The 24,122-nt window shown below is 71.0% G+C and carries 22 protein-coding genes and 1 pseudogene; 14 read left to right on the plus strand and 9 right to left on the minus strand.

The genetic code is table 11. The annotated features are described in order from the left end of the window. The first annotated feature begins 76 nt into the window (after nt 1-76). The 5 genes from C8250_RS05550 to C8250_RS05570 all read left to right on the plus strand — a co-directional run bounded on the left by C8250_RS05550 (nt 77) and on the right by C8250_RS05570 (nt 4,817). Nucleotides 77-850 carry an ATP-binding cassette domain-containing protein gene (locus tag C8250_RS05550; RefSeq protein ID WP_138353444.1) on the plus strand — a complete coding sequence of 258 codons (774 nt, stop codon included), beginning with the start codon at nt 77-79 and terminating at the stop codon, nt 848-850. Nucleotides 851-873: 23 nt separating this feature from the next. After that, a complete protein-coding gene (locus tag C8250_RS05555) occupies nt 874-2,001 on the plus strand; it encodes an ABC transporter permease (RefSeq protein ID WP_138353443.1) in 1,128 nt (375 codons plus the stop codon). A gap of 69 nt (nt 2,002-2,070) precedes the next feature. Beyond that, nucleotides 2,071-3,051 carry an ABC transporter substrate-binding protein gene (locus C8250_RS05560; protein WP_138353442.1) on the plus strand — a complete coding sequence of 327 codons (981 nt, stop codon included), beginning with the start codon at nt 2,071-2,073 and terminating at the stop codon, nt 3,049-3,051. A gap of 183 nt (nt 3,052-3,234) precedes the next feature. Continuing rightward, nucleotides 3,235-4,266 (plus strand): LacI family DNA-binding transcriptional regulator, encoded by a 1,032-nt coding sequence (locus tag C8250_RS05565; RefSeq protein WP_244808979.1) that lies wholly within the window; start codon nt 3,235-3,237, stop codon nt 4,264-4,266. A gap of 383 nt (nt 4,267-4,649) precedes the next feature. Further along, entirely contained in the window at nt 4,650-4,817 is a 168-nt protein-coding gene (locus C8250_RS05570; RefSeq protein WP_187144744.1) for a hypothetical protein, read from the plus strand. 63 nt (nt 4,818-4,880) lie between these two features. Here the strand turns inward: C8250_RS05570 and C8250_RS05575 are convergent, their stop codons facing one another. Further along, entirely contained in the window at nt 4,881-5,258 is a 378-nt protein-coding gene (locus tag C8250_RS05575; RefSeq protein ID WP_232486000.1) for a hypothetical protein, read from the minus strand. A gap of 118 nt (nt 5,259-5,376) precedes the next feature. Beyond that, nucleotides 5,377-6,437, minus strand: a pseudogene (locus C8250_RS05580) (ABC transporter permease). Nucleotides 6,438-6,569: 132 nt separating this feature from the next. Between C8250_RS05580 and C8250_RS05585 the strand changes: the two are divergent. After that, entirely contained in the window at nt 6,570-6,938 is a 369-nt protein-coding gene (locus tag C8250_RS05585) for a hypothetical protein (protein ID WP_138353441.1), read from the plus strand. Between the two features lie 144 nt (nt 6,939-7,082). Beyond that, nucleotides 7,083-7,757 carry a M15 family metallopeptidase gene (locus C8250_RS05590; RefSeq protein ID WP_138353440.1) on the plus strand — a complete coding sequence of 225 codons (675 nt, stop codon included), beginning with the start codon at nt 7,083-7,085 and terminating at the stop codon, nt 7,755-7,757. 37 nt (nt 7,758-7,794) lie between these two features. Here C8250_RS05590 and C8250_RS05595 read toward each other — a convergent pair whose 3' ends face one another. The 3 genes from C8250_RS05595 to C8250_RS05605 are packed head-to-tail and all read right to left on the minus strand — an operon-like array spanning nt 7,795 to nt 11,491. Next, a complete protein-coding gene (locus C8250_RS05595; protein ID WP_138353439.1) occupies nt 7,795-8,760 on the minus strand; it encodes a helix-turn-helix domain-containing protein in 966 nt (321 codons plus the stop codon). Between the two features lie 21 nt (nt 8,761-8,781). Beyond that, complete coding sequence (locus C8250_RS05600; protein WP_138353438.1) at nt 8,782-10,263, minus strand: carotenoid oxygenase family protein; 1,482 nt, start codon at nt 10,261-10,263, stop codon at nt 8,782-8,784. Then, nucleotides 10,253-11,491 carry an acetyl-CoA acetyltransferase gene (locus C8250_RS05605; RefSeq protein WP_138353437.1) on the minus strand — a complete coding sequence of 413 codons (1,239 nt, stop codon included), beginning with the start codon at nt 11,489-11,491 and terminating at the stop codon, nt 10,253-10,255. Before C8250_RS05605 ends, C8250_RS05600 begins: the two co-directional genes overlap by 11 nt. Nucleotides 11,492-11,547: 56 nt before the next feature. Here C8250_RS05605 and C8250_RS05610 point away from each other — a divergent pair, with 56 nt between their 5' ends. After that, the gene (locus C8250_RS05610) at nt 11,548-12,723 is read left to right on the plus strand and encodes an acetyl-CoA C-acyltransferase (protein ID WP_138353436.1); all 1,176 of its coding nucleotides are present in this window, start codon (nt 11,548-11,550) and stop codon (nt 12,721-12,723) included. A 40-nt stretch (nt 12,724-12,763) separates the two neighbouring features. Here the strand turns inward: C8250_RS05610 and C8250_RS05615 are convergent, their stop codons facing one another. Continuing rightward, nucleotides 12,764-14,482 carry a class I adenylate-forming enzyme family protein gene (locus C8250_RS05615; RefSeq protein ID WP_138353435.1) on the minus strand — a complete coding sequence of 573 codons (1,719 nt, stop codon included), beginning with the start codon at nt 14,480-14,482 and terminating at the stop codon, nt 12,764-12,766. A gap of 78 nt (nt 14,483-14,560) precedes the next feature. Beyond that, nucleotides 14,561-15,526 (minus strand): LLM class F420-dependent oxidoreductase, encoded by a 966-nt coding sequence (locus C8250_RS05620; RefSeq protein WP_244808980.1) that lies wholly within the window; start codon nt 15,524-15,526, stop codon nt 14,561-14,563. Nucleotides 15,527-15,733: 207 nt separating this feature from the next. Here C8250_RS05620 and C8250_RS05625 point away from each other — a divergent pair, with 207 nt between their 5' ends. The 4 genes from C8250_RS05625 (at nt 15,734) to C8250_RS05640 (ending at nt 18,076) form a co-directional block, all read left to right on the plus strand. Further along, complete coding sequence (locus C8250_RS05625) at nt 15,734-16,345, plus strand: hypothetical protein (protein WP_138353433.1); 612 nt, start codon at nt 15,734-15,736, stop codon at nt 16,343-16,345. Nucleotides 16,346-16,440: 95 nt separating this feature from the next. Then, a complete protein-coding gene (locus C8250_RS05630) occupies nt 16,441-16,860 on the plus strand; it encodes a hypothetical protein (protein WP_138353432.1) in 420 nt (139 codons plus the stop codon). Between the two features lie 2 nt (nt 16,861-16,862). Continuing rightward, on the plus strand, nt 16,863-17,108 hold the full coding sequence (locus C8250_RS05635; protein WP_244808981.1) for a helix-turn-helix transcriptional regulator: 246 nt from the start codon (nt 16,863-16,865) through the stop codon (nt 17,106-17,108). Continuing rightward, nucleotides 17,105-18,076 (plus strand): NAD(P)-dependent alcohol dehydrogenase, encoded by a 972-nt coding sequence (locus tag C8250_RS05640; protein WP_138353430.1) that lies wholly within the window; start codon nt 17,105-17,107, stop codon nt 18,074-18,076. The genes C8250_RS05635 and C8250_RS05640 overlap by 4 nt, the downstream gene beginning before the upstream one ends. Before the next feature lie 283 nt (nt 18,077-18,359). Here the strand turns inward: C8250_RS05640 and glgC are convergent, their stop codons facing one another. After that, nucleotides 18,360-19,577, minus strand: coding sequence for a glucose-1-phosphate adenylyltransferase (gene glgC, locus C8250_RS05645; protein WP_138353429.1), 1,218 nt, complete (start codon nt 19,575-19,577; stop codon nt 18,360-18,362). A gap of 39 nt (nt 19,578-19,616) precedes the next feature. Beyond that, complete coding sequence (glgA, locus tag C8250_RS05650) at nt 19,617-20,801, minus strand: glycogen synthase (RefSeq protein WP_138353428.1); 1,185 nt, start codon at nt 20,799-20,801, stop codon at nt 19,617-19,619. A gap of 341 nt (nt 20,802-21,142) precedes the next feature. Between glgA and pgm the strand changes: the two genes are divergently transcribed. Both pgm and C8250_RS05660 read left to right on the plus strand, forming a co-directional pair. Beyond that, nucleotides 21,143-22,798 carry a phosphoglucomutase (alpha-D-glucose-1,6-bisphosphate-dependent) gene (pgm, locus tag C8250_RS05655; protein WP_138353427.1) on the plus strand — a complete coding sequence of 552 codons (1,656 nt, stop codon included), beginning with the start codon at nt 21,143-21,145 and terminating at the stop codon, nt 22,796-22,798. Between the two features lie 114 nt (nt 22,799-22,912). Next, nucleotides 22,913-24,112, plus strand: a complete 1,200-nt coding sequence (locus C8250_RS05660) for a serine hydrolase domain-containing protein (RefSeq protein ID WP_232486001.1) — start codon at nt 22,913-22,915, stop codon at nt 24,110-24,112. Nucleotides 24,113-24,122 lie beyond the last annotated feature (10 nt).

Raw genomic sequence — 24,122 nt, forward strand, 5'->3', positions numbered from 1 at the left:
TATTGACACGACATCAGGCCACCCCCACAATCCGGGAATCGCTGAGAACGTTACCAAGGCCCGGGGAGGCTTCTCGATGACAGAACCACTCCTGGAGGCGCGGGGGGTGACCAAGCACTTCGGTCATGTCCAGGCTCTCCAGGGCGCTGATTTCACCGCGTGGCCCGGCGAAGTCGTCGCACTCATCGGCGACAACGGCGCCGGGAAGAGCACTCTGGTCAAGACCTTGTCCGGCACCATCAGACCGGACGGCGGGCAGATCCTGGTGGACGGCGCGCCGGTGCGGCTGACCAGCCCGCTGGACGCCCGGCGGTACGGCATCGAGACCGTGTACCAGGACCTGGCGCTCGCCCCGGACCTGGACGCGGCGGCCAATCTGCATCTGGGCCGGGAGCTGTTCCGCGGCGGTCTGCTCGGACGGCTCCATGTGCTCGACCGGGCGGCGATGCGCCGGTCGGCCGTCGCGGCCTTCGCCGAACTCGGGGTCGATCTGCAGGATGTGGGCGTCCCCGTGGCGTCCCTGTCGGGCGGTCAGCGCCAGTCGGTCGCGGTGGCTAGGGCGGTCGCCTTCGCCAATCGGATCATCTTCATGGACGAACCCACCGCCGCACTCGGTGTGGTGCAGCGGGGGCGGGTGCTCGACACCATCAGGCTGGTCCGGGACCGCGGTATTGCCGTCGTCCTGATCAGCCACAACATGCCCGAGGTGCTGTCGGTCGCCGACCGCGTCGAGGTGCTGCGGCTCGGCCGCCGGGTGGCGCGGTTCACCGCCGCGCAGTCGTCGGTCGAGGAGCTGGTCGGCGCCATGACCGGGGCACTGGACCCGGCGTCGAACGGTGGCGCAGCGTGAAGTCGGAGACGGCGGGACAGGACATGACGGATACAGGAAAGCCGCGGCTGGAGAAGACGGGAGCCGGGGAGCCGGCGCCCACCGGGTCCCCGATACCGGCCGGGGACGGCTCGCCCGTGCCCGCGGAGGAAGGCTCGCCCGTGCCCCCGAGGCCGCGGTTCACCGTGCCGGGTTGGGCGAAGCGCATCGCGGCGGTCAACGAGGCCTGGACGTTCGGCGTCCTGGTCCTCCTGGTCGCCTTCTTCACCATCGCCGCGCCGGGCACCTTCCTCACCCAGTACGACATCACCCAGATAGCCACCAACGCCGCCATCTACCTGGTGCTCGGCGTCGGCATGACCTTCGTCATCATCGTGGCCGGGATCGATCTGTCGGTCGGCTCGGTCCTCGTGCTGGCCGCTGTGCTGTCCGGCGAGTACACCGTGCACCACGGCGGCGCCGAGTCGGGCTGGGGCACCATCACGGTCGCCGCGCTGATAGCCCTGGCCACCGGGCTGGTGTGGGGCGCGGTCCAGGGGCTGTTGGTGGCCAAGGCCAAGGTGCCGCCGCTGATCGTCACCCTCGGCGGCTTCGGCGCGGCCCTGGGGCTCGCCCAGATCATCACCGGCGGGCAGGACCTGACCGGGGCCGTGTCGGGCAAGCTGCAGCACAGCATCGGGTTCGGCAAGCTCTTCGGGCAGATCCCCTGGCTGGTGGTCATCGCGTTCGGCACCACGGTCCTGTTCGGCCTGGTGCTCGCCTACACCCGGTTCGGCCGCTACACGTACGCGATCGGCTCCAACGCGGAGGGCGCGCGCCGGGTCGGCATCGCGGTGGACCGGCATCTCGTCCTGGTCTACGCCCTGGCCGGACTGCTGGCCGGGCTCGGCAGCGTGATGTGGCTGGCCTACTTCGGCACCACGTCCATCGCCGGCCACTCCACCGACAACCTCAAGGTCATCACCGCGGTCGTGCTCGGCGGCGCCAGTCTCTTCGGCGGGCGCGGTTCGGTGCTCGGCACGGTGATCGGTGTCTTCATCCCGGCGGTCCTGACCACCGGCCTGATCATCATCGGCGTCCAGCAGTACTGGCAGGACGTCGCCATCGGCGTGGTCCTGGTCCTCGCCGTCTACCTCGACCAGTTCCGCAGGCGCAGCCGCGACCGCGGCTGACCGCGGTCCCCGCGCACTCCCCCTCCCCTGCTCCCCCTCGGGCCGCACCCTCACAGAAGGATCTCCGCCATGCACAGAGCCACGAAGTTCGCCGGATGCTGCGCGGTGCTGGCCGTGTTGGCCACCACCGCCGGCTGCAGCAGCGACGACAACGGGTCATCCGGCTCCGGGAAGAAGACCATCCAGCTGATCACCGGAGTCAAGAGCGACCCCTTCTACATCACGATGGCGTGCGCCGCCCAGGCCGAGGCCGCGAAGGTCGGCGTGGACCTCAAGACCAACGGCTCGGCGCAGTGGGACGTTGCGGTGCAGCGGCCGATCATCGACTCGGTCGCCGCCACCCACCCGGACGGCCTGCTGATATCCCCGGTGGACAGCACCGCGCTGACCCCCTCGCTCCAGCAGATCCAGGGCGCGGGCACCAAGGTCGTACTCGTCGACACCTCGGTCACCGAGGCCTCGGTGGGCGTCTCGCGGATCTCCTCCGACAACGAGGCCGGCGGCAAAGCCGCGGCGAAGGCCCTCGCGCAGCTGATGGGCGACAAGGGCTCGGCCATCGTGATCAGTGTCAAGCCCGGGGTCTCCACCACCGATGCCCGGATCAAGGGCTTCACCGAGGAGATGCAGAGCAACCACACCGGGATCACGCTGCTTCCGGTGCTGTACGACAACGACCTGCCGGCCACGGCCGCGTCGCAGATCCAGGCGACCCTCGCCGCGCACCCCGACCTCGGCGGCGTCTTCGCGGGCAACACCAACACCGCCCAGGGCGTGTCCACCGGACTGCAGGCCGCCGGAAAGCAGGGCAAGGTCAAGGTCGCCGCGTTCGACGCGGAACCCGACGAGATCACCGCGCTCAAGAACGGCACCCTGGACGTCCTGGTCGCGCAGGACCCGGGCGGCATCGGCACCCAGGGCGTCGATCAGGCGCTGGCCGCGATCCAGGGCAAGAAGGTGACCGCGCAGATCGGAACTCCCATGGTCGCCATCACCAAGGAGAACATGACCGATCCCGCCATCACCAAGTACTTCTACAAGTCCGCCTGCTGATTCCCGGGCCGGCGGCGGGACCTGGGGGTTCACCCGGTCCCGCCCCCGGTCCCGGCGGCATGGGTGGGTAACGTTGGCGCCGCCGGTGCCCGGACCGCACGCGGGGAGTGCGGAGGGTCCCGCCGGCCATCAACCACGCGTCGGATTCCGGCACCGCACCGGAACCCGTCGATGAGGAGGCCCGTGAAGCGCCCGACGATGAAGGACGTGGCCCGCGCCGCGGGAGTCAGTCCGATGACGGTCTCCCGTGTCATATCCGGCGAGTCGGCCGTGTCCCCGGACACCACGGCCCGAGTCGAGCAGGCGGTGCGGAAGCTGGGGTACCAGCGCAACGACAACGCGCGGAACCTGCGGTCGAAGAACCTGGGGACGTCCACCATCGGTCTGGTGGTGGACGATCTGGCGAACCCGTTCTACGCCCTGATGGCGCGGTCCGTGGAGGACGAGGCGCACCGGCGCGGCTATCTGGTCCTGGTCGGCAGCACCAACGACGAGCCGCGCCGGGAGCAGGAGGTCGTCGCGGCGTTCTGCGCCCGGCAGGTCGACGGGCTGATCCTCGTGCCGACCATCGGCAGTCACGGGTTCCTCAAGCAGCCCATGGAGGGCGGCACCCGGGTCGTCTGTGTCGACCGGCCCGCCAAGGGACTGGCGGTCGACACCGTCACCGTCGACAACCGCGCCGGGGCGAACCGGGCCGTCACCCATCTGCTGGACCACGGGCACACCCGGATCGCCTATCTCGGTGACCGGTTCGGCATCTGGACCCAGCGCGAGCGCTACGCGGGTTATCAGGAGGCCCTGGCGGCCCGGGGGGTGACGGAGGATCCCGAACTGGTGCGGCACGAACTGCGCTCCCAGCCCGACGCGGCCGCGGCGCTGGCGGAGTTGCGCGCCCTGCGCCACCCGCCGACCGCGCTGTTCACCAGCAACGACCTCATCACCATCGGTGTCATGGACGGTCTCGGCCAGGCCGAGGGCGGTCTGTTCGACCGGATCGCGATCGTCGGCTTCGACGACTTCCCGCTCGCCGAGCGGCTGAGCCCGCCGCTGACGGTGGTGAGCCAGGACCCGGTGGCGCTCGGCAGCACCGCGGCGAACCTGCTCTTCTCGCGGATCGACGGCGACCGCTCGGCGCCGCGTTCGGTGATCCTGCTGACCCGTTTCATCGTCCGCGGCTCCGGCGAGACTCCGGCCGCCGGGCGCAGGCCCGTCTGACATACCGGGTGTGGGCCGTACCTCACCGAGGCACGGCCCACACCGGTCCGCCGCCGGGCCCCCACCCGGATGACGGACGATCAGGCGGCGCATGCCCGGAACGCGGTGCGCTGTGCGCGCTCGCTCGGGCTGATGACACGCACGTCTGGTCCAGACATCTCCGACCCTACGAGCCGAGCCGCAGCAAGTCCATGACTTGACGCAAAACATCGATCGTTGCCCGCAAGGTTGAGAACCGGCCATACGCCGATGCATCGCCCTGCCACCAACTCGATCCCGCCGCGACGCCGTTCCGCCGCGCGGCGCCCCACGCACAGCCCTTGACGCCGGCCCGGGCCGTCCCCTAAGAATACGAACGCGACACGCGTTCATGTTTTGTGCCGGTGCTCGCAGGACGAGGCCGGGCCGGGGTGACGGCCGCCGACGCCGTCCTGCAACTGGCCTTCAGGACCGACCCCCTCGGCGATCCCGCGATGCTCGCCTCGGCCAAGCGGATCGTCACGCTCTATCTCTCCGATGTGGTCACCGACCCGGCGTATCTGCGCGCCTGAGAACCGGGTCCAGGTCGCGCGCCGCGTACGCGACGCCGGGACCGGACCCGGAACCGACAGCGGTCAGGGCTCGTGCGTGTAGAAGATGTAGTACGAGGCAGCCGCGGCCGCCGCCCCGAAGAAGATGCCCATGCCGACGCACCTGAGGATGCTCTCGTCGGTCAGGCTGTGCAGGAATCCGACCGAGCAGCCGGTCAGCGTCCCGTAGGCGGCGGCACGCAGCTCGCGCGGCAGCGCCTTCTGCGTTCTGCCGAGCAGGAAGCACAGCACGGCCAACGCGAGACCGGCCACCACACCGAGCCCGATGTCACCGGCGGTGAGCCCCTCGCCCCCGCGCGCGATGAAGACCGCCCAGACGCCGTAGATCACGCCCAGCGTCACGGGCAGTGCCACCCCGAGCGAGCCCTGGTGCCGTACCGGCACGGTTGTGGAAGCGGCCATGACGGAACTCCTTCCGCTGTCTCCCTCCAGGTCACACCCGCACGCCCCGCACGGCAAGTGGATCAACGACCACCCCCGGCGCGACTGCCCTGACGGGCCCGCGGGAGTCCGGGAACCGCTAGGTGGCGGCCGGCGCGGTGGCGTGCAGGGGGTTGTGCTCCCGGCCGCCCGAATGGCGGTTCCGCCAGACAGTGAAGACCGTCACGGCCACCGTGCTCCAGGCGATGAGCACCAGGTACGGGAAGACGAACTGGTGCCCCGCGAAGTAGATGGCGTTGTGCTGGGCGTTCACCGAGGCGCCCGGCGGCAGCCACCGGCCGATGTGCCCCAGCGGGGACGGCAGCAGCGGCCAGGACACCGCGCCGCCCGACGACGGGTTGCCGAGCAGCACCATCAGGCCCCAGGTCGGGATCATCGCCCACCGCCCGACGAGCGTGTTGAACATGGTGAAGACCATGCCCGAGGTGAACATCGTCAGTGCCAGGATCAGCCAGGACTGCGCGAACGGCAGGTCCAGCACGCCCAGCGGCCAGTCCACCACCGCGCAGATGACGAATCCGCCGAGGGCCGAGTACAGGGCGGTGAACGCGATCCGCTCCCCCGCGTTGAGCGCCCTGGCGTGCACACTCAGCTGGATCGCCCCGACGAAGCCGATGATGACGGCGGCCAGCGAGATGTAGAACAGCGCGAGCCCCTGCGGGTCGGTGGACTGCAGCGGTCTGATGTCCCGCACCGTCACCGGGGTCCCCAGCACGGCACCGACCTTCGGCGCGGCGGCCGTCAGCAGCCGGGAGACCGACGCACCGGCCGCACCGGACGTATCGAGCCGCACCGCCGCAGGTCGGAGCTCGATGATCGCGAAGGCCTTCTGGTCTTCGATGGCCCCGACCGCCTGGTCGTAGGTCGCATAACGCCGTACGACGAGCGAGGCGCCGAGTGCCTTCTCCATGCCGGCCACGAACGCCTCGCCCTTGTCGGAGTTCCCCGTCACCGCCGTGGGAATCCGGTGCGGAGTCGGGTTGGCCATCGCCTAGCAATAAGACCCCCGGCGAAGAGCCCGGCCGCCGCCGCCACGATGAAGACCAGCACCACAGCAGGAAGAAACGGCGACCGCTTGAACGCCCTCCACCCCTCAGAAAGAGAACGCGCCCTACCCTGCGCACCGTGCTCGGCTTCCATACCGCCACGCTAGGCGCGACCGCAGCCCACGCACCCGCTGGAGTGGGCCAAGCGGGACTCACCGGTGCGCGGATCGAACGGACCCGCGCACCGGTCACGCGGCACCGGACGCAGAGCGGCGGCTGACTGCTGATGGGATCGGCTCCCGCCGACCGAGCGGGCGGCGCGGCGGCGATCGAGGAGACCGGCTTCGAGCTGGGCAACGTGCTCGGCATCGTCTTCCTCGGAAGCCTGGCCACGGTTTTCCACCACGGCAATCTCGTGGTCCCGGCCGGTGTCCCGGAGAGCGTGGCGGAGACCGCCAAGGACTCGCTGGGCGAGGCGGTCGTGGCCGCCGGACAACTCGGCGGGCCGGAGGGCACCGCGCTCACGGAAGCCGCCAGGACCGCGTTCACGGACGCCTTCGACACCACCGGATGGATCGCCGCCGCGGTCCTCATCGTGTCGGCTGCCGCGGTGATGGTTCTGGCGCCCGCCACCAGATTCCGCGGCGGCCACTGAGGCAGCCGCTGAACGGGCCCGGCCCCGGCCCGACCGGCTCCGCGCTGGGCCGTTCGGGTCACCGCGGCCGGGTGAGGTGCGCCGCACGGGCGACCCGGCCACCGCAGCCGATTGACCACCGGCCTCCCTGGTACCCCTCCTCCCATGCGACCTTCTCGAAGCACGGCCCACCGCCTCGGGGCGGTGGCACTGACCGCCGCGCTTCTCGGCGGCTGGCCCCAGGCGACCGCGTCCGCCGCGCCGGAACCGTCCCTCGACGCCACCGTCGAGGCCGTCCCCATGGAGAAGCTGGTCGACACCTACCGCGCCGGCTGCCCGGTGGGACCGGACGACCTGCGGCTGATCCGGATGAACTACTGGGGCTACGACGGGACGGTGCATGCCGGCGAACTGATCGTCCACAAGAACGTCGTCGATCCCGTGGTGGCCGTCTTCACCAAGGCGTTCGCGGCGCGTTTCCCCATCGCGCGGATGCAGGTGATGGCCGACTTCCACGGCGACGACGAGGCCGCGATGCGGGCCGACAACACCTCGGCCTTCAACTGCCGCCAGGTCACCGGGGATCCGGGGACGGAGTCGCAGCACTCCTACGGCGACGCCATCGACATCAACACCGTCGAGAACCCCTATGTCGACGTCAACGGCCAGGTCCACCCCAGCGACGCGGCCGAGTTCCTGAACCGCGACCGGTCCGTACCGGGGATAATCCGGCCGGGCGATGTCGTGCACAGCGCCATGCAGGCCATCGGCTGGCAGTGGGGCGGCCGCTGGGACAACCCCGACTACCAGCACTTCTCCCGGAACGGCCGAAGCCTGTGACCGGCCGGGGTCGAGCGACGCATGAGGACCTGACCCGTCACCTGGCCCGGGCCGGGACGGCCGCGGCCGGTTCTTCGCCGATGACCTGTACGTCGCTGTCGCACAGCACCTGACGGCATCCGTCGCACAGCAGCCCCGGCGCGAAGTCCGCGCCGCAGCCCAGGTGGGTGGAGAGCAGGGCCGGTCCCTCGGGGGCCAGGAACCAATGCTGGCCCCAGTCGATCAGGGTCATCACGACGGGGAAGAAGGCGCGGCCCTTCGCGGTGAGCCGGTACGAGCCGCGGCCCGGTTCGCCCGGCAGGGCCTCCAGCACGCCCAGCGCGCAGAAGGTCCGCAGCCGGTCGGCGATCATCGCCGGCGGGGCGCCGAGCCGCTGCTGGAACTCGCCGAAGCGGTGCGCGCCGAGGAACGCCGCGCCGAGCAGCCCGACCGACCAGCGGTTGCCGATCAGGGACATCGTCTCGGGGAACAGCCCGGCACCGCCCTCCGCGCCCGCGGCGCTGCGCCGCCGGGTGGCGCCCGACGGGATGGAGCGTCCGGCGGCTCCGCTCGGGCCGAGAACGCTGCTCACGTCGCGCGGACGCACCGGCTGCTCGCAGCCGCCGCACACCATGACGGGTTCCATGTGCTGCCCGCAGCCGCGATGCCGCATCCACGGCAGCCGCTCGCTGTGGGCGTCGACCCAGCGGTACTCCCAGCCCCAGATCGAGACCAGCACCGGCCGGATCTCCCGCCCGCGCGGCGTCAGCTGGTACGCGTAACGGACCGGCCGCTGCTGGTACGCATCGCGCACCAGCAGCCCCATGTCGGTCAGCCGGGCGAGCCGGGCGGTCAGCACCGCGTTGGAGATCGGCAGCCGGTCGTGCCAGTCCTGGTACCGGCGGACGCCCTGCAGCGCGTAGCGGAGGATCAGCAGCGTCCACTCGTCGCCCAGCAGGCCGAGTGCCACCGCGATCGCGTTCTGCCCGCCGGGCGGCAGCTCGGTCGGTGCGGCGTCGTCCACTCGGCTCCTTCCGCGTTCGCGTTACAGCATTCTCTTCCCGTCGTGCCAGCCCGGCAGCGCGGAGCCGGCCGCCCACGTCGAGTGCGTTCCGCTGGAGATCCGTTCCGGCAGCCGCACCCGGGCGATCGGCCCGTCGGTGAGGCGCGCCGCGTCGAAGACGAGGCACTCGGAACGATCGGCGTTCACGTCCGTCGTCAGCGTAACAAGGTAGCCGTCGTCCTCCGCGGTCGCGCCGGGGCGCGGGGCCATCGCCGTCTCGCTGCCGTACACGCCCTCGGGCAGCGCGTACCGCTCCTCGCTCCCGGTGTGCAGATCGTGCTTGACGATGCCGTCGAAGAGGAACCAGCCGGGACGCTGGGTGGCGGCGTACGTGTAGCGGTACGGCTGTCCGCCGAGGTTCGGGTTGATCATCCCGAACTCGGTGAAACGCTCGCTGAGCCGCTCCTCCTTCACCTGCCCCGTCACCAGGTTGAGCCGCCAGCGGTGCAGCCGGGTCTCCATCCGCTCCAGCGCCAGGAACCGGAACATCCGCTGGTAGACGCCCTCCCCGCGGGGGTCGGCCGGTTCGGGGCAGCCCTGGTGGAAGCCGTCGATGACGATCTCGTCGCCGTCCTCGTAGGCGTTGGCGAAGTGCAGGACGTACGTCGGGTCGGCCTCGAACCAGCGGACCTCGGTGCCGTACCGGGGGACGACCCCGAAGCGGCTCGGCAGGTCGCGGTGGAAGCGGGAGGCGTACTTGCCCTGGGCGATCAGGGCCGGGTCCCAGAACAGCGGGAAATCGTTGAGGATCGCGTAGTTCTCGGTGAACGCCATGTCGTGCGGCAGGCGAGGGCCGGGCAGCGGGACGTCGGTGAGGTGCTTGAGGCGGTTGTCCGGGCCGACCACCCCGTAGCGCAGATAGGGCGCCTCGGTGGCGTAGCTGAAGAAGAGCAGTTCGCCCGTCAGCTCGTCGACCTTGGTGTGCGCGGAGACGCCCCAGTCCGGTGCCCAGGGCGACTTGCCGATGGTCTCCAGGGTGAGCGGGTCCAGCCGGTAGAGGTCCCCGCACTGCCAGAAACTGCTCAGGGCCTGGCCGGCGTGGACGACGATGTCGGTGCTGGAGGCGTCCTTCATCCGGGTGCGCGCACCCCAGCCGTCGGCGCGCAGCGACAGCGCGGGCCGCTCGGCGATGCCCGCCCACAGCGCCTTCCCTGCCTCCTGTTCGGCCGCGAAGCCGTCGGTGCGCACGAAGCGGTTGCGGTAGAAGGCCTTTCCGTCCCGGAAGCCCACCACATGGATCATGCCGTCGCCGTCGAAGGGGTGGTACAGCGAGATCGCGGGGTGCACGGGGTTCTCGGTGTTGCGCAGATAGACGCCTTCGAGGTCGGCCGGGATCTCACCGGTCACCTCCAGATCGTCCGCCCGCCACTCGGTCGTCTGCGGCCGCCAGGGTCCGGTGCGGTACGGGTGGTCGTCGTCCTCCGGCAGCGTCGACAGGGCGCGCCCGACGATCTCAACGTCCATGGGTTTCCTCCCCTTCCACGACGAAGCCGACCGTGGTGGTCGTGCTCCCGCCGATGTTGAGTGTGGCGAAGCGCCGTGCTCCGTCGACCTGGTAGCCGCCGGCCCGGCCGGTGACCTGAAGGCTCGCGTCGAGCAGCATCCGAACGCCGGTGGCGCCCACCGGGTGGCCGCCGCCGATCAGTCCGCCGCTCGGGTTGACCGGAATGCGGCCGCCGATCTCGAGGTCGCCGTTCTCGACGGCCTGCCAGCTCTGTCCGGGCGCGGTGATGCCGCAGTGGTCGATCGCCATGTACTCGGACATGGCGAAGCAGTCGTGCGTCTCCAGCCCGTCGACCTGGTCGATGCCACCGATTCCGGCCCGGCCGAAGGCGTCGAGCACCGTCCGGCGCACATGCGGGAGGACGTACGGCTCCCCCGCGCTGCGGTCGGTCTTCTGTCGCAGCGGCAGTCCGGCCGTGCGGTGTCCCCATCCCGCGATTCTGGCGGGCTTCCGCGCGCGCCGCCCGGCGGGCGCGTGGTCCGCGAGCCAGCGGTCCGAGACCAGGACGACGCCCGCGCCGCCGTCGGTCATCTGGCTGCACTCCTGGCGGCGCACCCGGCCCTCGATGACGGGATTGGCGTGGTCGTCGGCGGTGAAGCTCGCCTCGGTGAGCTTCCAGTCGCGGGTCTGCGCCTTGGGGTTGGTTCGCCCGTTGCGGTAGTTGAGCTCGGCGATCGCCCGCAGATGGGCGTCGTCCAGGCCGTACCGCGCCGCGTACTCGTCGGCGAGCGCGGAGAACATGTACGGCCACATGAAGGTCGCGTCCTGGCCCTCGTGCCCGGTCCAGGCCGCCGCGCCCAGGTGGCGGGCCGCCTCGTCGCCGGGCACCGTCTTCTCCAACTCCACGCCGATGACGAGCGCGCAGTCGTAGCGGCCCGACTCCAGATCGGCCATGGCGGAGAGCACCGCGATCCCGCCGGAGGCGCAGGCCGCCTCATGGCGCGAGGCGGGCACACCCCACAGCCGGTCCTCCACGGTCGCGGGCATCCCGCCGAGCTGGCCCTGGCCGGTGAAGAGCTGGCCGAAGGCGTTGCCGACGTGGATGACGCCGATGTCCTCGGGCTCCACTTCCGCGTCCGCCAGTGTCCCGTCGACCACCTCCCGCACCAGATCGGAGAACTCCAGCCCGGCCCGCGCCCAGTTGCGGGCGAAATCCGTCTGATGACCGCCCAGCACCCATGTGTTCATCCGTCACCTCCGATGCGATGCTACAACTAACAGAGTCACTCGGAGAAGGGACCGCGATGGACGACGTCTACGTGCTCGACTACGTACGCACCCCACGGGGCAAGGGCTCCCCGCGCGGCGCGCTGCACGGCATCAGCCCCGTCGAGCTCACCGTGGGCCTGCAACACGCCCTCACCGACCGGGGGCTGGATCCCGCGCTGGTCGAGGACGTCGTCATCGGCACCGCGTCCCAGGTGGACGAACAGGGCGCGAACCTCGCCAGAACCGCGACGCTGCTCGCCGGCTGGGGCGACAGCGTTCCCGGCGGCACCGTCAACCGCTTCTGCGCCTCGGGTATCGACGCGGTCGCCCAGACCGCCGCCCGGATCCGGGCCGGCGATCTGCGGACCGCGGTGGCCGGCGGGGTGGAGAGCACCTCCCGGGTCCCGATGTTCAGCGACCGCGGCCCGCTGTTCTGCGACCCCGACACCATCCGGCGGGTGGGCTCGGTCCACATGGGCATCGCCGCCGACCTCAACGCGACCCTCGACGGCTGGACCCGCGCCGAACTCGACGCCTACGGGCTGGAGACCCAGCGCAAAGCCGCCGCCGCGTGGGAGGCCGGGCACTTCGACGCGAGCGTCGTCCCGACCGGCGGCCTGAAGCACGACGAACTGATCCGCCCGGCCACCACGCCGGAGTCCCTGACCGCGCTGGAACCCGCGTTCGCGGTGCTCGGGGCGGAGGGACAGGACGCCCTCGCACTGGCCGCCCACCCCGAGGCCCGCCGGATCGAGCACCTGCACACCGTCGGCACGTCACCGGCCCTCGCCGACGGCGCCGCCCTGCTCCTGCTGGGCGGCGCGGACTCCGGACGGCGCCCCCGCGCCCGCATCGTCGCCTCCGCCACCGCCGCCACCGACCCGGTGATCATGCTGACGGCCGGGCAGACCGCCGTGGAGCGGGTCATCGCCAAGGCGGGCCTGCGCCCCGCCGACATCGACGTCTTCGAGTTCGCCGAGGCGTTCGCCGCGCTCTGCCTGCGGTTCCGCCGCGATCTCGACGCGGGCCCCGACCGGCTCAACCCCAACGGCGGGACCATCGCCATGGGGCACGCCTTCGGCGCCACCGGAGCCGTCATGATCGGCGGCTGCGTCGAGGAACTGGAGCGCCGGGCGGGCCGGTACGGCGTCGCCGCGGTCAGCGGCGCCGCCGGCCTCGGCGTGGCGGTTCTGCTGGAACGCGTCCCGTAGCGCGGCGGCGGACAAACTGCCGGCCGGCGTCCGCCGCCGGTCAGAGGCTGTCGCGCAACACCCGTTTGAGCACCTTGCCGACGGGGTTGCGCGGCAGTGCGTCGCGCAGCTCCAGCCGTTCGGGCAGTTTGTACGAGGCGATGTGCCGCTCCTTGAGGTAGCCGACCAGGTCGTCCAGCACGAGCGGCGACCGGGCGACGACCACGGCGCAGGCCTTCTCGCCCAGCACCTCGTCGGGATAGCCGACAACCGCGACCTCGGCCACCGCCGGATGCCCGGCGAGGAGCTGTTCCAGCTCCGCGGGGGCGATGTTCATCCCGCCGCGGATCACCACGTCCTTCGCCCGGTCGACGTACTTCAGGAACTGCCCGCGGTCGCCCGCGATCTCGAAGAGGTCGCCCGTCTTGAGATAGCCTTGGTCGTCGAAGGGGCTCGGCAGGTCCGTGCCGCCCAGATAGCCCGCGAAGACCTGCGGGCTCTTGATCCGCAACTCCCCCGGCCGGCCCGGCTCCTCGATGTCCTCACCGGTGGCGGCATCGACGATCCGCACCTTCGTCCAGGCGGCGCCACGGGTGGACCACTCGACGCCGGGCACCCCGTACCGGGGGAAGAAGCGCGCCCGCTCCTCCGGATCCGGCACGTCGTACGGGTCGGTGAGCATCCCCGTGCCCTCGTTCGACCCGAAGAAGTTGATGACGCCGATCCCGTACCGCTCCTGCCAGCCGCGCACCATCGCCGGGGAGAGCGGCGCCGAGCCGGAGCCGATCCGGGTGAGCGAGGAGATGTCGGTGCTCGCGAGGAGTTCGTCCCTGGCGAGCAGCATGGTCAGCAGCGCCGGCGGCGCGACGGTGTAGGTGACGTGCTCCTCGGCGATCTGCCGGAGGAACACCGGCAGATCGAAGGGGTGGTGCTGGACGAGGACGCACCCGATCCGGAGCCACGGCAGGAACAGCCCGGCGAAACCGGCCATGTTGACCATCGGGAAGGGATTCAGCAACACGTCGTCCGCGGTCATCCTCGGCGCTTCCAGACACGTCCAGGCGATGGCCAGCCAGTCGTTGTGGCAGCGCGGGACGCCCTTCGGGGTGCTCTCGGTGCCCGAGGTCCAGCAGATGGTGACGCAGTCGTTGGGATCGACGGGGTGCTCGCGGGTGTACGCCGCGACGTCGGCCGGGTCGTACGGTGACCGCAGTTCGGCGTCGAGCGATATCGCCCCGGGTGGTACGTGATGACTGGCCGCGTCGGCTGCGTTGGACGCTCCGTACGCGAACAACAGCCGCAGCTGTGGCAGCCGGTCGCGCAGAGCGTCGACCTCCGCGGCGATCTCCCGCTCGCCGACCCGCACCGCCGTGATGAACGCCGTGAACTCCGCCAGCCCGCCCAGCTGCACCGTCTCGTGCTCGCGGTACTGCACCGGCAGCGGGGAGACGATCACGCCGATCCGCCAGCAGGCGAGATAGACGCACACCAGCTCGACGATGTTGGGCAGTTGCACCCCCACGACATCGCCCTGGCCGACGCCGTGCCGCAGCAGTACGGCCGCGAACCGGTCCACGTCCGCGTCGAGTTCGGCCCAGCTCAGCCTGCGGACCGGCATGCCCACCAGGTCCGCCTTGTTCAGCGGGTCGACCAGTGCGAGCCGGCCGGGATGCGTGCGTACACGTTCACGCAGCAGCGAGTCCGTGGTCTCGCCGTCCCACCAGCCCGCCCGGGTGTACTCGGCGACCCGTTCGGCCGGATGCAGCTTCCGTGCCCCCATGATGTCTCTCCCCTCCACCGATCGGCCGGTCCACCCGTGCGCCCGTCCACCCGTGCGCCGGTGTACCCGTGTGCTGGTCTACCGGTCCCGCAACAGGGCGAGCGTCCGCTCGCCTCCCGGGTCGGCGTCCGTGCTCGACGCGACGACCGCGACCTCGTCCACCCCTGCCGCCGCGTACTCCGCGAGCCTGGCCCGTACCGCTCCCAGATCGCCGACCAGCCCGACCGCCGCGGTCAGTTCGGCCGGCACCGCCGCGAGCAGCTCCCGCGGATGCGGCCGTGACCGCGCGAACTCCACGACGTCACCGAAGCCCGCCTCGATGAACATCTCGGCGTAGCCGGGCGCCGCGAGATAGCCGACCACCCCGCGCCGCAGTTGCTCCACCGCCTCCGGGGACGGATCGACGGCGGCTGTCACCCAGGCGGCCACCCGCGGCGACGGACGTCCCAGCGCCTCGGCCTCCTCCCGCATCCGTCCGACCAGCTTCGCCGCCGACGCCGGAGTCAGGAGGTTCAGCACCATCCGGTCGGCGAACGCGGCCGCCGTGCGGACCGCCGCGGGGCCGAAGGCGGCCACCGTCAGCTGTGACTTGGGGGCAGGCAGCCGCAGCCGGTAGCCGCTGGTGCGCACGACCTCCCCCTCCGAGGTGGTCCGCTCCCCGTTCAGCAGCTGTCGCAGCGCCGTCGCCGACTCCCGCAGCGCCACCCCGCTGCGCCGGTGCGAACGGCCGTGCCACTGCTCGACGACGACCGGGCTGGAACTGCCGATCGCCACGTCCACCCGCCGCCCGGTGAGGGCCGCCACCGAGGCGGCCCCGCGCGCGATCGTCATCGGGTCCCGTACGGCCACGGCGAGCGGGCCGACGGTCAGCGGGATGCTCCCGGTCCGCAGGCCAACGGCGGTGGCGAGGGCGAACACGTCATAGGTGGCCATCTCACCGAGCCACAGCTCCTCGTATCCGTTCCGCTCGGCGGCGGCCGCAGTGAGCAGCGCCTCCTCCGGCGGCCGGTCCTGCCAATAGCCCAGCGACACCGACAACTTCACGTGCTTCAGCCTCCCCGACCGCAGCCCACGAACCCCACGAATCCACGCTACGCCGACGCTACAATAAGCAGAGTGACCAGACCACCCCTCCCGCGGCGCCGAACACCGCGGCGGGCTGCGACGGATCGGTCGGCGTGGCGGGACAACCATCGGGACCCGGGGTCCGTCCTACTCGGCAGTACTCCCTGAAGACCGAGGCCATCACCCATGCCCTTCGCCCGCGCGACCGTCACGACCCTGCTCAGCGCGACACTGCTCCTGACCGCCGCACCGTACGCCCTCGCGGACTCCGGCATGTCGCTCTCCGTCGATCCGACCTCCAGCCGCCAGCGCGGCCGGGAGGTCACGTTCACCGTCGCCGCCGACGAGGCGGACCTGAGTCACGGCAAGGGGACGTTCACCCTGGAGTCCCGCGCCTTCGTCAAACCGGTCGGCGTCGCGAAGGAGCGGTTCCACGACGGCAAGGGCGGCCAGTTGTACGCGAAGACCATGGCCATGGTGCCCTGCGACATCGAACCCGGCCCCTACACCGTGGAGTTGAAGGCCGGGGCGGGCAGCCAGGCCGCGGCCGCCATGACGTTGACGGTCGTGCCCGAGATGGATCCCGGGAACCGGTCGTTCTGCGAGGACCCGTCAGCGAGCTACGACTCGGTCGCCGACCGGACCAGCGAGGCGGCGGCCGACGACAACGTGGGCCATGACGGCATCGGCGTCGGCACCGTCGTCGCCGGCGGCGTGGGCATCGGCCTCGTCAGCTCCCTCCTGACCGGCTTCGCCCTCACCCGATGGCAGCGCAAGGCGGGACGCCCGCAGGCCTGACACTCAGCACGTACCGCAGTGGCGGCGGGAGCACCCGCTGCGATGCGATGTAAAGAATCGTAGACATCGTGTCAGCTCTGCCATACATTCATGCCATGTCATACGACGAGAAGAACGCCTGGGTCTACGCCCTGGTCGCGATCGGCGGCTACGCGGGCTACCTGGTGGTCATCCTCGGCAGGGCGCAGGGCGTCCCACTCACCTCGGTCGCCTACGTCATGCCGATGATCCTGGCCATCAGTGCCGCGACAGCCGCATCGATCGTGGGTCACATCGTGATCGCCGCCGCCCGGCCCAAGGAGGCCGGCAGGACCGACCAACGGGACAAGGAGATCCACCGGCACGGCGAGTACGTCGGCGGAATGGTGCTCGCGGTGGGCGTGATCGTCCCGCTCGGCCTGGCGATGGCGGAGATCGACTACTTCTGGATCGCCAATGCGATCTACCTGGCGTTCGTGCTCTCCGCGCTCTGCGGAACCGCGGTGAAGCTCGTCACCTACCGCCGGGGGTTCTAGCCGTGGGAAAGCCGACCAAGGTCACCAATGACATCCGGCGCCTGCGGTTCGTGAACGCCGAGATGACCCAGGCGGACCTGGCGGACCGCATCGGCGTCACCCGGCAGACCGTCATCGCGATCGAGCAGGGCCGCTACTCGCCCTCACTCGAGATGGCGTTCCAGATCGCACGTGCCTTCAAAGTGCCGCTCGGCGAAGTGTTCCAGTACCCGGACAACGATCCGGACGACGAAGGAGACACACCATGAAGGCTGTTGTCCAGGACACCTATGGGTCGGCCGATGTCCTGGAGCTCAGGGACATCGACCCGCCCGTGGTCGGCGACGAGGAGGTCCGGCTGCGCGTGCTCGCCGCGAGTGCCGGCATCGGGGACTGGCACGTCATGACCGGCAGGCCGTACCTGATCCGGCTCTTCGGTTTCGGACTGCGCAGACCCAGGGCCCGCGTCCGCGGCATCGACGTGGCGGGGATCGTCGAGGAGGTCGGTGGGAACGTGACCCGGTTCCAGCCGGGCGACGAGGTCTTCGGCACCTGCGACGGCTCCTTCGCCGAGTACGCGTGCGCCCGGCAGGACCGCATCACGTCCAAGCCGGCGAACCTCAGCGCGGAACAGGCCGCGGCCGTACCCGGCTCCGGAGTCGCCGCCCTGCAGGCCCTTCGCGACCAGGGGCAGCTCCAGCCGGGCCAGAAGGTCCTGGTCATCGGCGCCGGTGGGGGCGTGGGGACGTTCTCGGTACAGCTGGCCAAGGCGTTCGGAGCACACGTCACGGGTGTGTGCAGCACGACCAAGGTCGACCTCGTCCTCTCCCTCGGAGCTGACGACGTCATCGACTACACACAGGACGACTTCGCGGACGGCACGCGGCACTACGACCTCATCCTCGACACCGCGGGGAACCGCCCCCTGTCGCTGCTCCGGCGCGCTCTCACTCCTGCGGGAACGCTCGTCGTCGTCGGAGCCGAGGGCGGCGGGCGATGGCTGCAGGGCACGGACCGCCAGCTCCGGGCGATGCTGCTGTCCCCGCTCCTGCGCCAGAAGCTGCGCGGGCTCATGTCCGTGCAGCGCGAGAAGGACCTGCGGTACCTGGCGGAGCTCTTGGAGGCCGGCAAGCTCACTCCGGTCATCGGCAGGACGTACCCGCTGAGCGGGGTCCCCGACGCCATGCGGTATCTGGAGGAGGGGCACACTCGCGGCAAGGTCGTCATCACCCTCTGAGCCCGACGCCGGGAGAAGCTGACGACCTGACTGCCATGGCCCGGTACCTCTCCTCAAGTCCCAGGACCCGCATAGGCGTTCGCTCGTCCCAACAGCACGGCAACCGCCCCGATTCCGGCGTGACGCAGGTCACATCAAGCCAAGAGGTTTGGTCCCGGCGGACCGGGGCAGCCAAGTGTTCAGAGGCCCCCCTTACCTCGCAGTCCCGGCCCGGCCAGCTCTCCCCCCCTGCTGGCCGGGTCGAGCTGTCTCCGCAGCCGGCCGGCAGGGTCCGCGCACCTCGTCAGGGCACCCGCTGGCCCTTGCCCAGGGCCACTATCCCGCCGGCGGAGACGGTGAAGTGCCGGGCGTCGTGTTCGGGGTTCACGCCGATGGTGGCTCCGGCGGGGACGACGACGTTCTTGTCGAGGATCGCGCGGCGGACGACGGCGCCGCGGCCGACGCGTACGCCCTCCAGCAGGACGGACTCCTGGACGACGGCGCCCTGCTCAACGATGACGCCGGGAGCCAGCACGGATCCGGTGACCTGGCCGCTGATGATGCAGCCCGTGCTGACCATCGACTCGCCCGCGATCCCGCCGGCGACGAACTTCGCCGGTGGCCGCTGGGCCTGGTTGGTGAAGATGGGCCACTGCCGGTTGTAGAGGTTGAAGACCGGTCGGATCGATATGAGGTCCATGTGTGCTTCGTAGTAGGCGTCGAGTGTTCCCACGTCACGCCAGTAACCGTGGTCCCGGTCCGTCTCACCCGGCACTTCGTTGTCGTCGAAGTCGTAGACCTGCGCCTGGCCGCGCTCGGTGAGCAGCGGGAGGATGCTGCCGCCCATGTCGTGCACGGAGTTCTCGTCCTCGGCGTCGTGCTGGAGCGCGTCGATGAGGACCTTGGTGGAGAAGATGTAGTTGCCCATCGAGGCGAAGACCCGGTCCGGGTCGTCCGCGAGGCCGGGCGGATCGGCGGGCTTCTCCAGGAAGCCGTCGATGCGTGAGCTGCGGTCCGCCGTGGTGATGATGCCGAACGCGGAGGCCTGCTCACGCGGCACGCGGATGCCGGCGACCGTCACGCCCGCGCCGGCGTCCATGTGCCGGTCGAGCATCTGCCGCGGATCCATGCGGTAGACGTGGTCGGCGCCGAAGACCACGATGTAGTCGGGCTGCTCGTCGTGCACGAGGTTGAGCGACTGGTAGATGGCGTCGGCGCTGCCGAGGTACCAGCGGGGGCCGAGGCGCTGCTGTGCCGGGACGGGTGTGACGTAGTCGCCCAGCAGACCGGTCATCCGCCAGGTGGTCGACACATGCCGGTCCAGGGAGTGCGATTTGTACTGCGTGAGCACGCAGATGCGGTGGATTCCCCCATTCACCAGGTTCGACAGGACGAAGTCCACCAGCCGGTAGACCCCGCCGAATGGCACCGCGGGCTTGGCCCGGTCCGCGGTCAGCGGCATCAGCCGCTTGCCTTCGCCCCCTGCGAGGACGATGCCCAGCACGTTCGGTCGTCCGCTCACCCTGACCCCCTTCGTCTCCGGCTGCCCGCTGGCAGCCGGTCACTCCAGTACCGACTCGTAGACCTCCACGGTCCTGCGTGCCACCGCGTCCCAGCCGAATTCCGTCACGGCCCGCTGCCGCCCCGCCTCCCCCATCGCCCGCGCCCGGCCGCCGTCGCCGACGACCTCGTTGACGGCGGCCGCCAGCGCGGCCTCGAAGCCGCGCGGATCGGCTTCCTCGTACGGCACCAGCAGCCCCGTACGGCCGTGCTCGACCACCTCCGGGATACCGCCGACGGCAGAGGCGACCACCGCCGTACCGCACGCCATGGCCTCCAGATTGACGATGCCGAGCGGTTCGTAGACCGACGGGCAGACGAACACCGCCGCGTGGGTGAGGAGTTGGACGACGTCGGGGCGGGGCAGCATCTGCGGGATCCACACGACATCGCCGCGCCGCTCCCGCAGCTCGGTGACCAGGGAGCGGAACTCCGCGTCCAGCTCCGGGGTGTCGGGCGATCCCGCGCACAGCACGACCTGGGTGCCGGGGGCGAACTCGCGCGCCGCGCGCACCAGGTGCGGTACGCCCTTCTGCCGGGTGATCCGGCCGACGAACAGGACGAACGGCCGGGCCGGGTCGATGCCGAGGCGCTCCAGGACGTCGACCCGGGGGTCGGGCCGGTACAGGGCGGTGTCGATGCCGTTGTGCACCACGTGGACCCGGCCGGGATCCACCCGCGGATAGCAGGCGAGCACGTCGGCGCGCATGCCGTGAGACACCGCGATCACCGCGTCCGCCGCCTCGGCGGCGGTGCGCTCGGCCCAGCTGGAGACCGCGTAGCCGCCGCCCAGTTGCTCCGCCTTCCAGGGGCGCAGCGGCTCCAGGGAGTGGGCGGTCATCACATGCGGGATGCCGTGGAGCAGTTTGGCGAGGTGGCCCGCCATGTTGGCGTACCAGGTGTGCGAGTGGGCGAGGTCGATGTCCGTCACGGCGGCCGCGATGGAGAGGTCCACCGACAGCGTCCGGAGCGCGTTGTTGGCCCCGTCCAGTCCGGCGGCCGCCCGGTGCCGCACGAGGCCCGAGGCCTTGTCCGCGACCTCATCACCAGGTCGGGTGGCGACGCTCCAGCTGTGGACGGTGAGATCGACGAGGCCGCGCAGTTCCCGCGCGAGGAACTCGGCGTGCACCCCGGCTCCGCCGTACACGTCCGGCGGATATTCGCGCGTTAACAGCCCGACCTTCACCGTGTCCCACCTCTCCGCTGATCACCCGGTGTCCTGGGCGTTGCCGTCCCGGCCCGCTCCGCTCCGGCATCAGCGGGGCCGGCCCGGGATGCGGCGATCGGCGCAGGCCTCGTAGCCCTCTTCTGTACCGGATCGTCAGGCGGCAAACGTCACGGGGTCCGCCGGCAGGCGGCCGCGGGCGGCTTGTCCCGCGACACGGCAATGGTCCGGGGGCCCGTGGAGTGCGCCCTCTCGCGCCGGGCACGGAGAATGGGAACAATGCCGAACGACGCGGAACGCCTGCCACCACGGGCACAGGCCCACGGTGGCGGGGCGGCCCCGCACCCGGAGGAGAGAGCCAGATGCCGCACGAGCGCGCCGGACAGCCCGCACAGCCCGCCGACCTGGTCGACGTGGCCCGGCTGGTGACCGCGTACTACACGCTCCGACCCGACCCCGGCGAGGTGGGCCAGCGGGTCGCGTTCGGGACCTCGGGCCACCGTGGTTCGTCGCTGGCGGTCGCGTTCAACGAGGACCACATCGCGGCCACCAGCCAGGCGATCAGTGAGTACCGGTCAGGCCAGGGGACCGACGGGCCGCTCTTCCTGGGGGCGGACACGCACGCGCTGTCCGAGCCGGCGCGGGCCACCGCGCTCGAGGTGTTCGCCGCCAACGACGTCACGGTGCTGATCGACAGCGCGGACGGGTACACCCCCACCCCGGCGGTCTCGCACGCCGTCCTGGTCCACAACCGCGGCCGCACCTCGGGGTTGGCGGACGGGGTGGTCGTCACGCCCTCGCACAATCCGCCGGCCGACGGCGGCTTCAAGTACAACCCGCCGAACGGCGGTCCCGCCGGCTCGGAGGCCACGTCCTGGATCCAGGACCGGGCGAACGAACTCATCGCGGGCGGCCTCAAGGACGTCCGGCGGATCCCCTACGCCCGCGCGCTCGCCGCCGGCACCACGGGCCGCTACGACTTCCTCACGCACTACACCGACGACCTGCCCGCCGTGGTGGACCTGGAGGCCGTCCGGGCGGCCGGCGTGCGGATCGGCGCGGACCCGCTCGGCGGCGCGTCGGTCGCGTACTGGGGCCGGATCGCCGAGCGCCACGGGCTGGATCTGACGGTCGTCAATCCGGACTCCGACCCGACATGGCGCTTCATGACGCTGGACTGGGACGGCAGGATCCGGATGGACTGCTCGTCACCGTACGCCATGGCCTCGCTCATCCGGCGGCGCGACGACTTCCAGGTGTCCACCGGCAATGACGCGGACGCCGACCGGCACGGCATCGTGACCCCGGACGCCGGCCTGATGAACCCCAACCACTACCTCGCCGTCGCCATCTCTTACCTGTACGAGCACCGCGGGCAGTGGCCGTCGGACGCCCGAATCGGCAAGACCCTGGTCTCCTCGTCGATGATCGACAAGGTGGCGGCAGGCCTCGGCCGGAAGCTGGTGGAGGTACCGGTCGGCTTCAAGTGGTTCGTGGACGGGCTGCTGGACGGCTCGTTGGGCTTCGGCGGCGAGGAGTCCGCCGGCGCGTCCTTCCTGCGCCGCGACGGATCGGTGTGGACCACCGACAAGGACGGCATCCTGCTCGCGCTGCTCGCGGCGGAGATCATCGCGGTCACCGGCCGCAGCCCGTCGCAGCACTACGCCGACCTCACCGCACGCTTCGGCGAGCCCGCCTACGCCCGGATCGACGCGCCGGCGACGCGTGAGCAGAAGGCCGTCCTCGCCTCGCTCTCCCCCGAGCAGGTCCCGGCGGGCGAACTGGCCGGTGAGCCGGTCACGTCGGTCCTCACCGCGGCGCCCGGCAACGGCGCGTCGCTGGGCGGACTCAAGGTCTCCTCCGACAACGCCTGGTTCGCCGCCCGGCCGTCCGGCACCGAGGACGTGTACAAGATCTACGCGGAGTCCTTCCACGGTCCTGAACACCTCGCCAAGGTGCAGGAGGAGGCGAAGGCCATCGTGTCCAAGGCGCTGGACGACGCCTCCGGAAAGGCCTGACGCGCACCCACCCTCACAACGCACCCACGCACAGCAGCAGTGACGCGCACCCGTCCTGTGACCGGAGTCGACCACCGCCGGTGCTCATCCACCGGCTGACGAAGGGAACATTCCTTGAGCGGCAGCGGACTGTCTCAGGAACGGCTCGACCGGATGCGCGACGTCATGTCCGGCTACGTCGAACGCGGTGACGTACCCGGACTCGTGACGCTGGTGCACCGGCGCGGTGAGACCCGGGTCGAGGCGCTCGGCACGATGGCGGCCGGTGGCACCGTCCCGATGCACCGCGACACGATCTTCCGGATCGCGTCGCTGACCAAACCCATCACCGCGGCCGCCGCGATGATCCTGGTGGAGGAGTGCAAGCTGCGGCTGGACGAGCCGGTGGACCGGCTGCTGCCGGAACTCGCCGACCGCAGGGTGCTCCAGCGGCTCGAAGGGCCGCTCGACGACACCGTTCCGGCACGCCGGCCGATCACCCTGCGGGATCTGCTGACGTTCCGGCTGGGGATCGGAGCGGTGCTGGCGCCCCGGGGGACCCACCCGATCCAGCGGGCGATGGACGAGGCCGGCCTCTCCCCCAGTCCGAACCCGCCGGCGATCGGTCCCGACGAGTGGATGAAACGGCTCGGCGCACTGCCGCTGGTCCATCAGCCGGGCGAGCGGTGGATGTACCACACGGGTTCCGAAGTGCTGGGGGTGCTGATCGCGCGCGCCGCCGATCAGTCGTTCGCGTCCTTCCTCAGTGACCGGATCCTCGATCCGCTCGGCATGCGGGACACCTCGTTCCAGGTGCCGGCGGAGAAGCTGGACCGGCTGCCGCCGAGTTACCGGGCCCGTCCCGGAACCGGCGAACTCGTGCTCCAGGACGATCCCGCCGACAGCCGCTGGGGCCGCCCGGTGGCGTTCCCGTCCGGTGGTGGCGGGCTCGTCTCGACGGCCGACGACTACGTGGCCTTCTGCCGGATGATGCTGGACCGGGGGCGGCACGGCGGTGGACGGGTGCTGTCCCGGCCCTCGGTCGAACTCATGACCAGCAACCACTTGGCACCGGAGCAGCGGCCCGGAACCCGCAGCTTCCTCGGTCCCGACGAGGGCTGGGGTTTCGGTGTCTCCGTCTCCGTCCGGCGCTTCGATCTGGCGACGACCCCGGGCCGGTTCGGGTGGAACGGCGGCACGGGCACCTCCGCCTACACGGACCCGGGGGAGGACCTGGTCGGCATTCTGCTGACCCAGCGCCACATGGACTCCACCACTCCTCCCGCTGTCTTCCAGGACTTCTGGACCTCGGCGTACCGGGCGATCGACGACTGAGCCGCGGGGT

It is taken from the genome of Streptomyces sp. So13.3 (assembly GCF_005860785.2).
GTDB classification, from domain to species: domain Bacteria; phylum Actinomycetota; class Actinomycetes; order Streptomycetales; family Streptomycetaceae; genus Actinacidiphila; species Actinacidiphila fildesensis.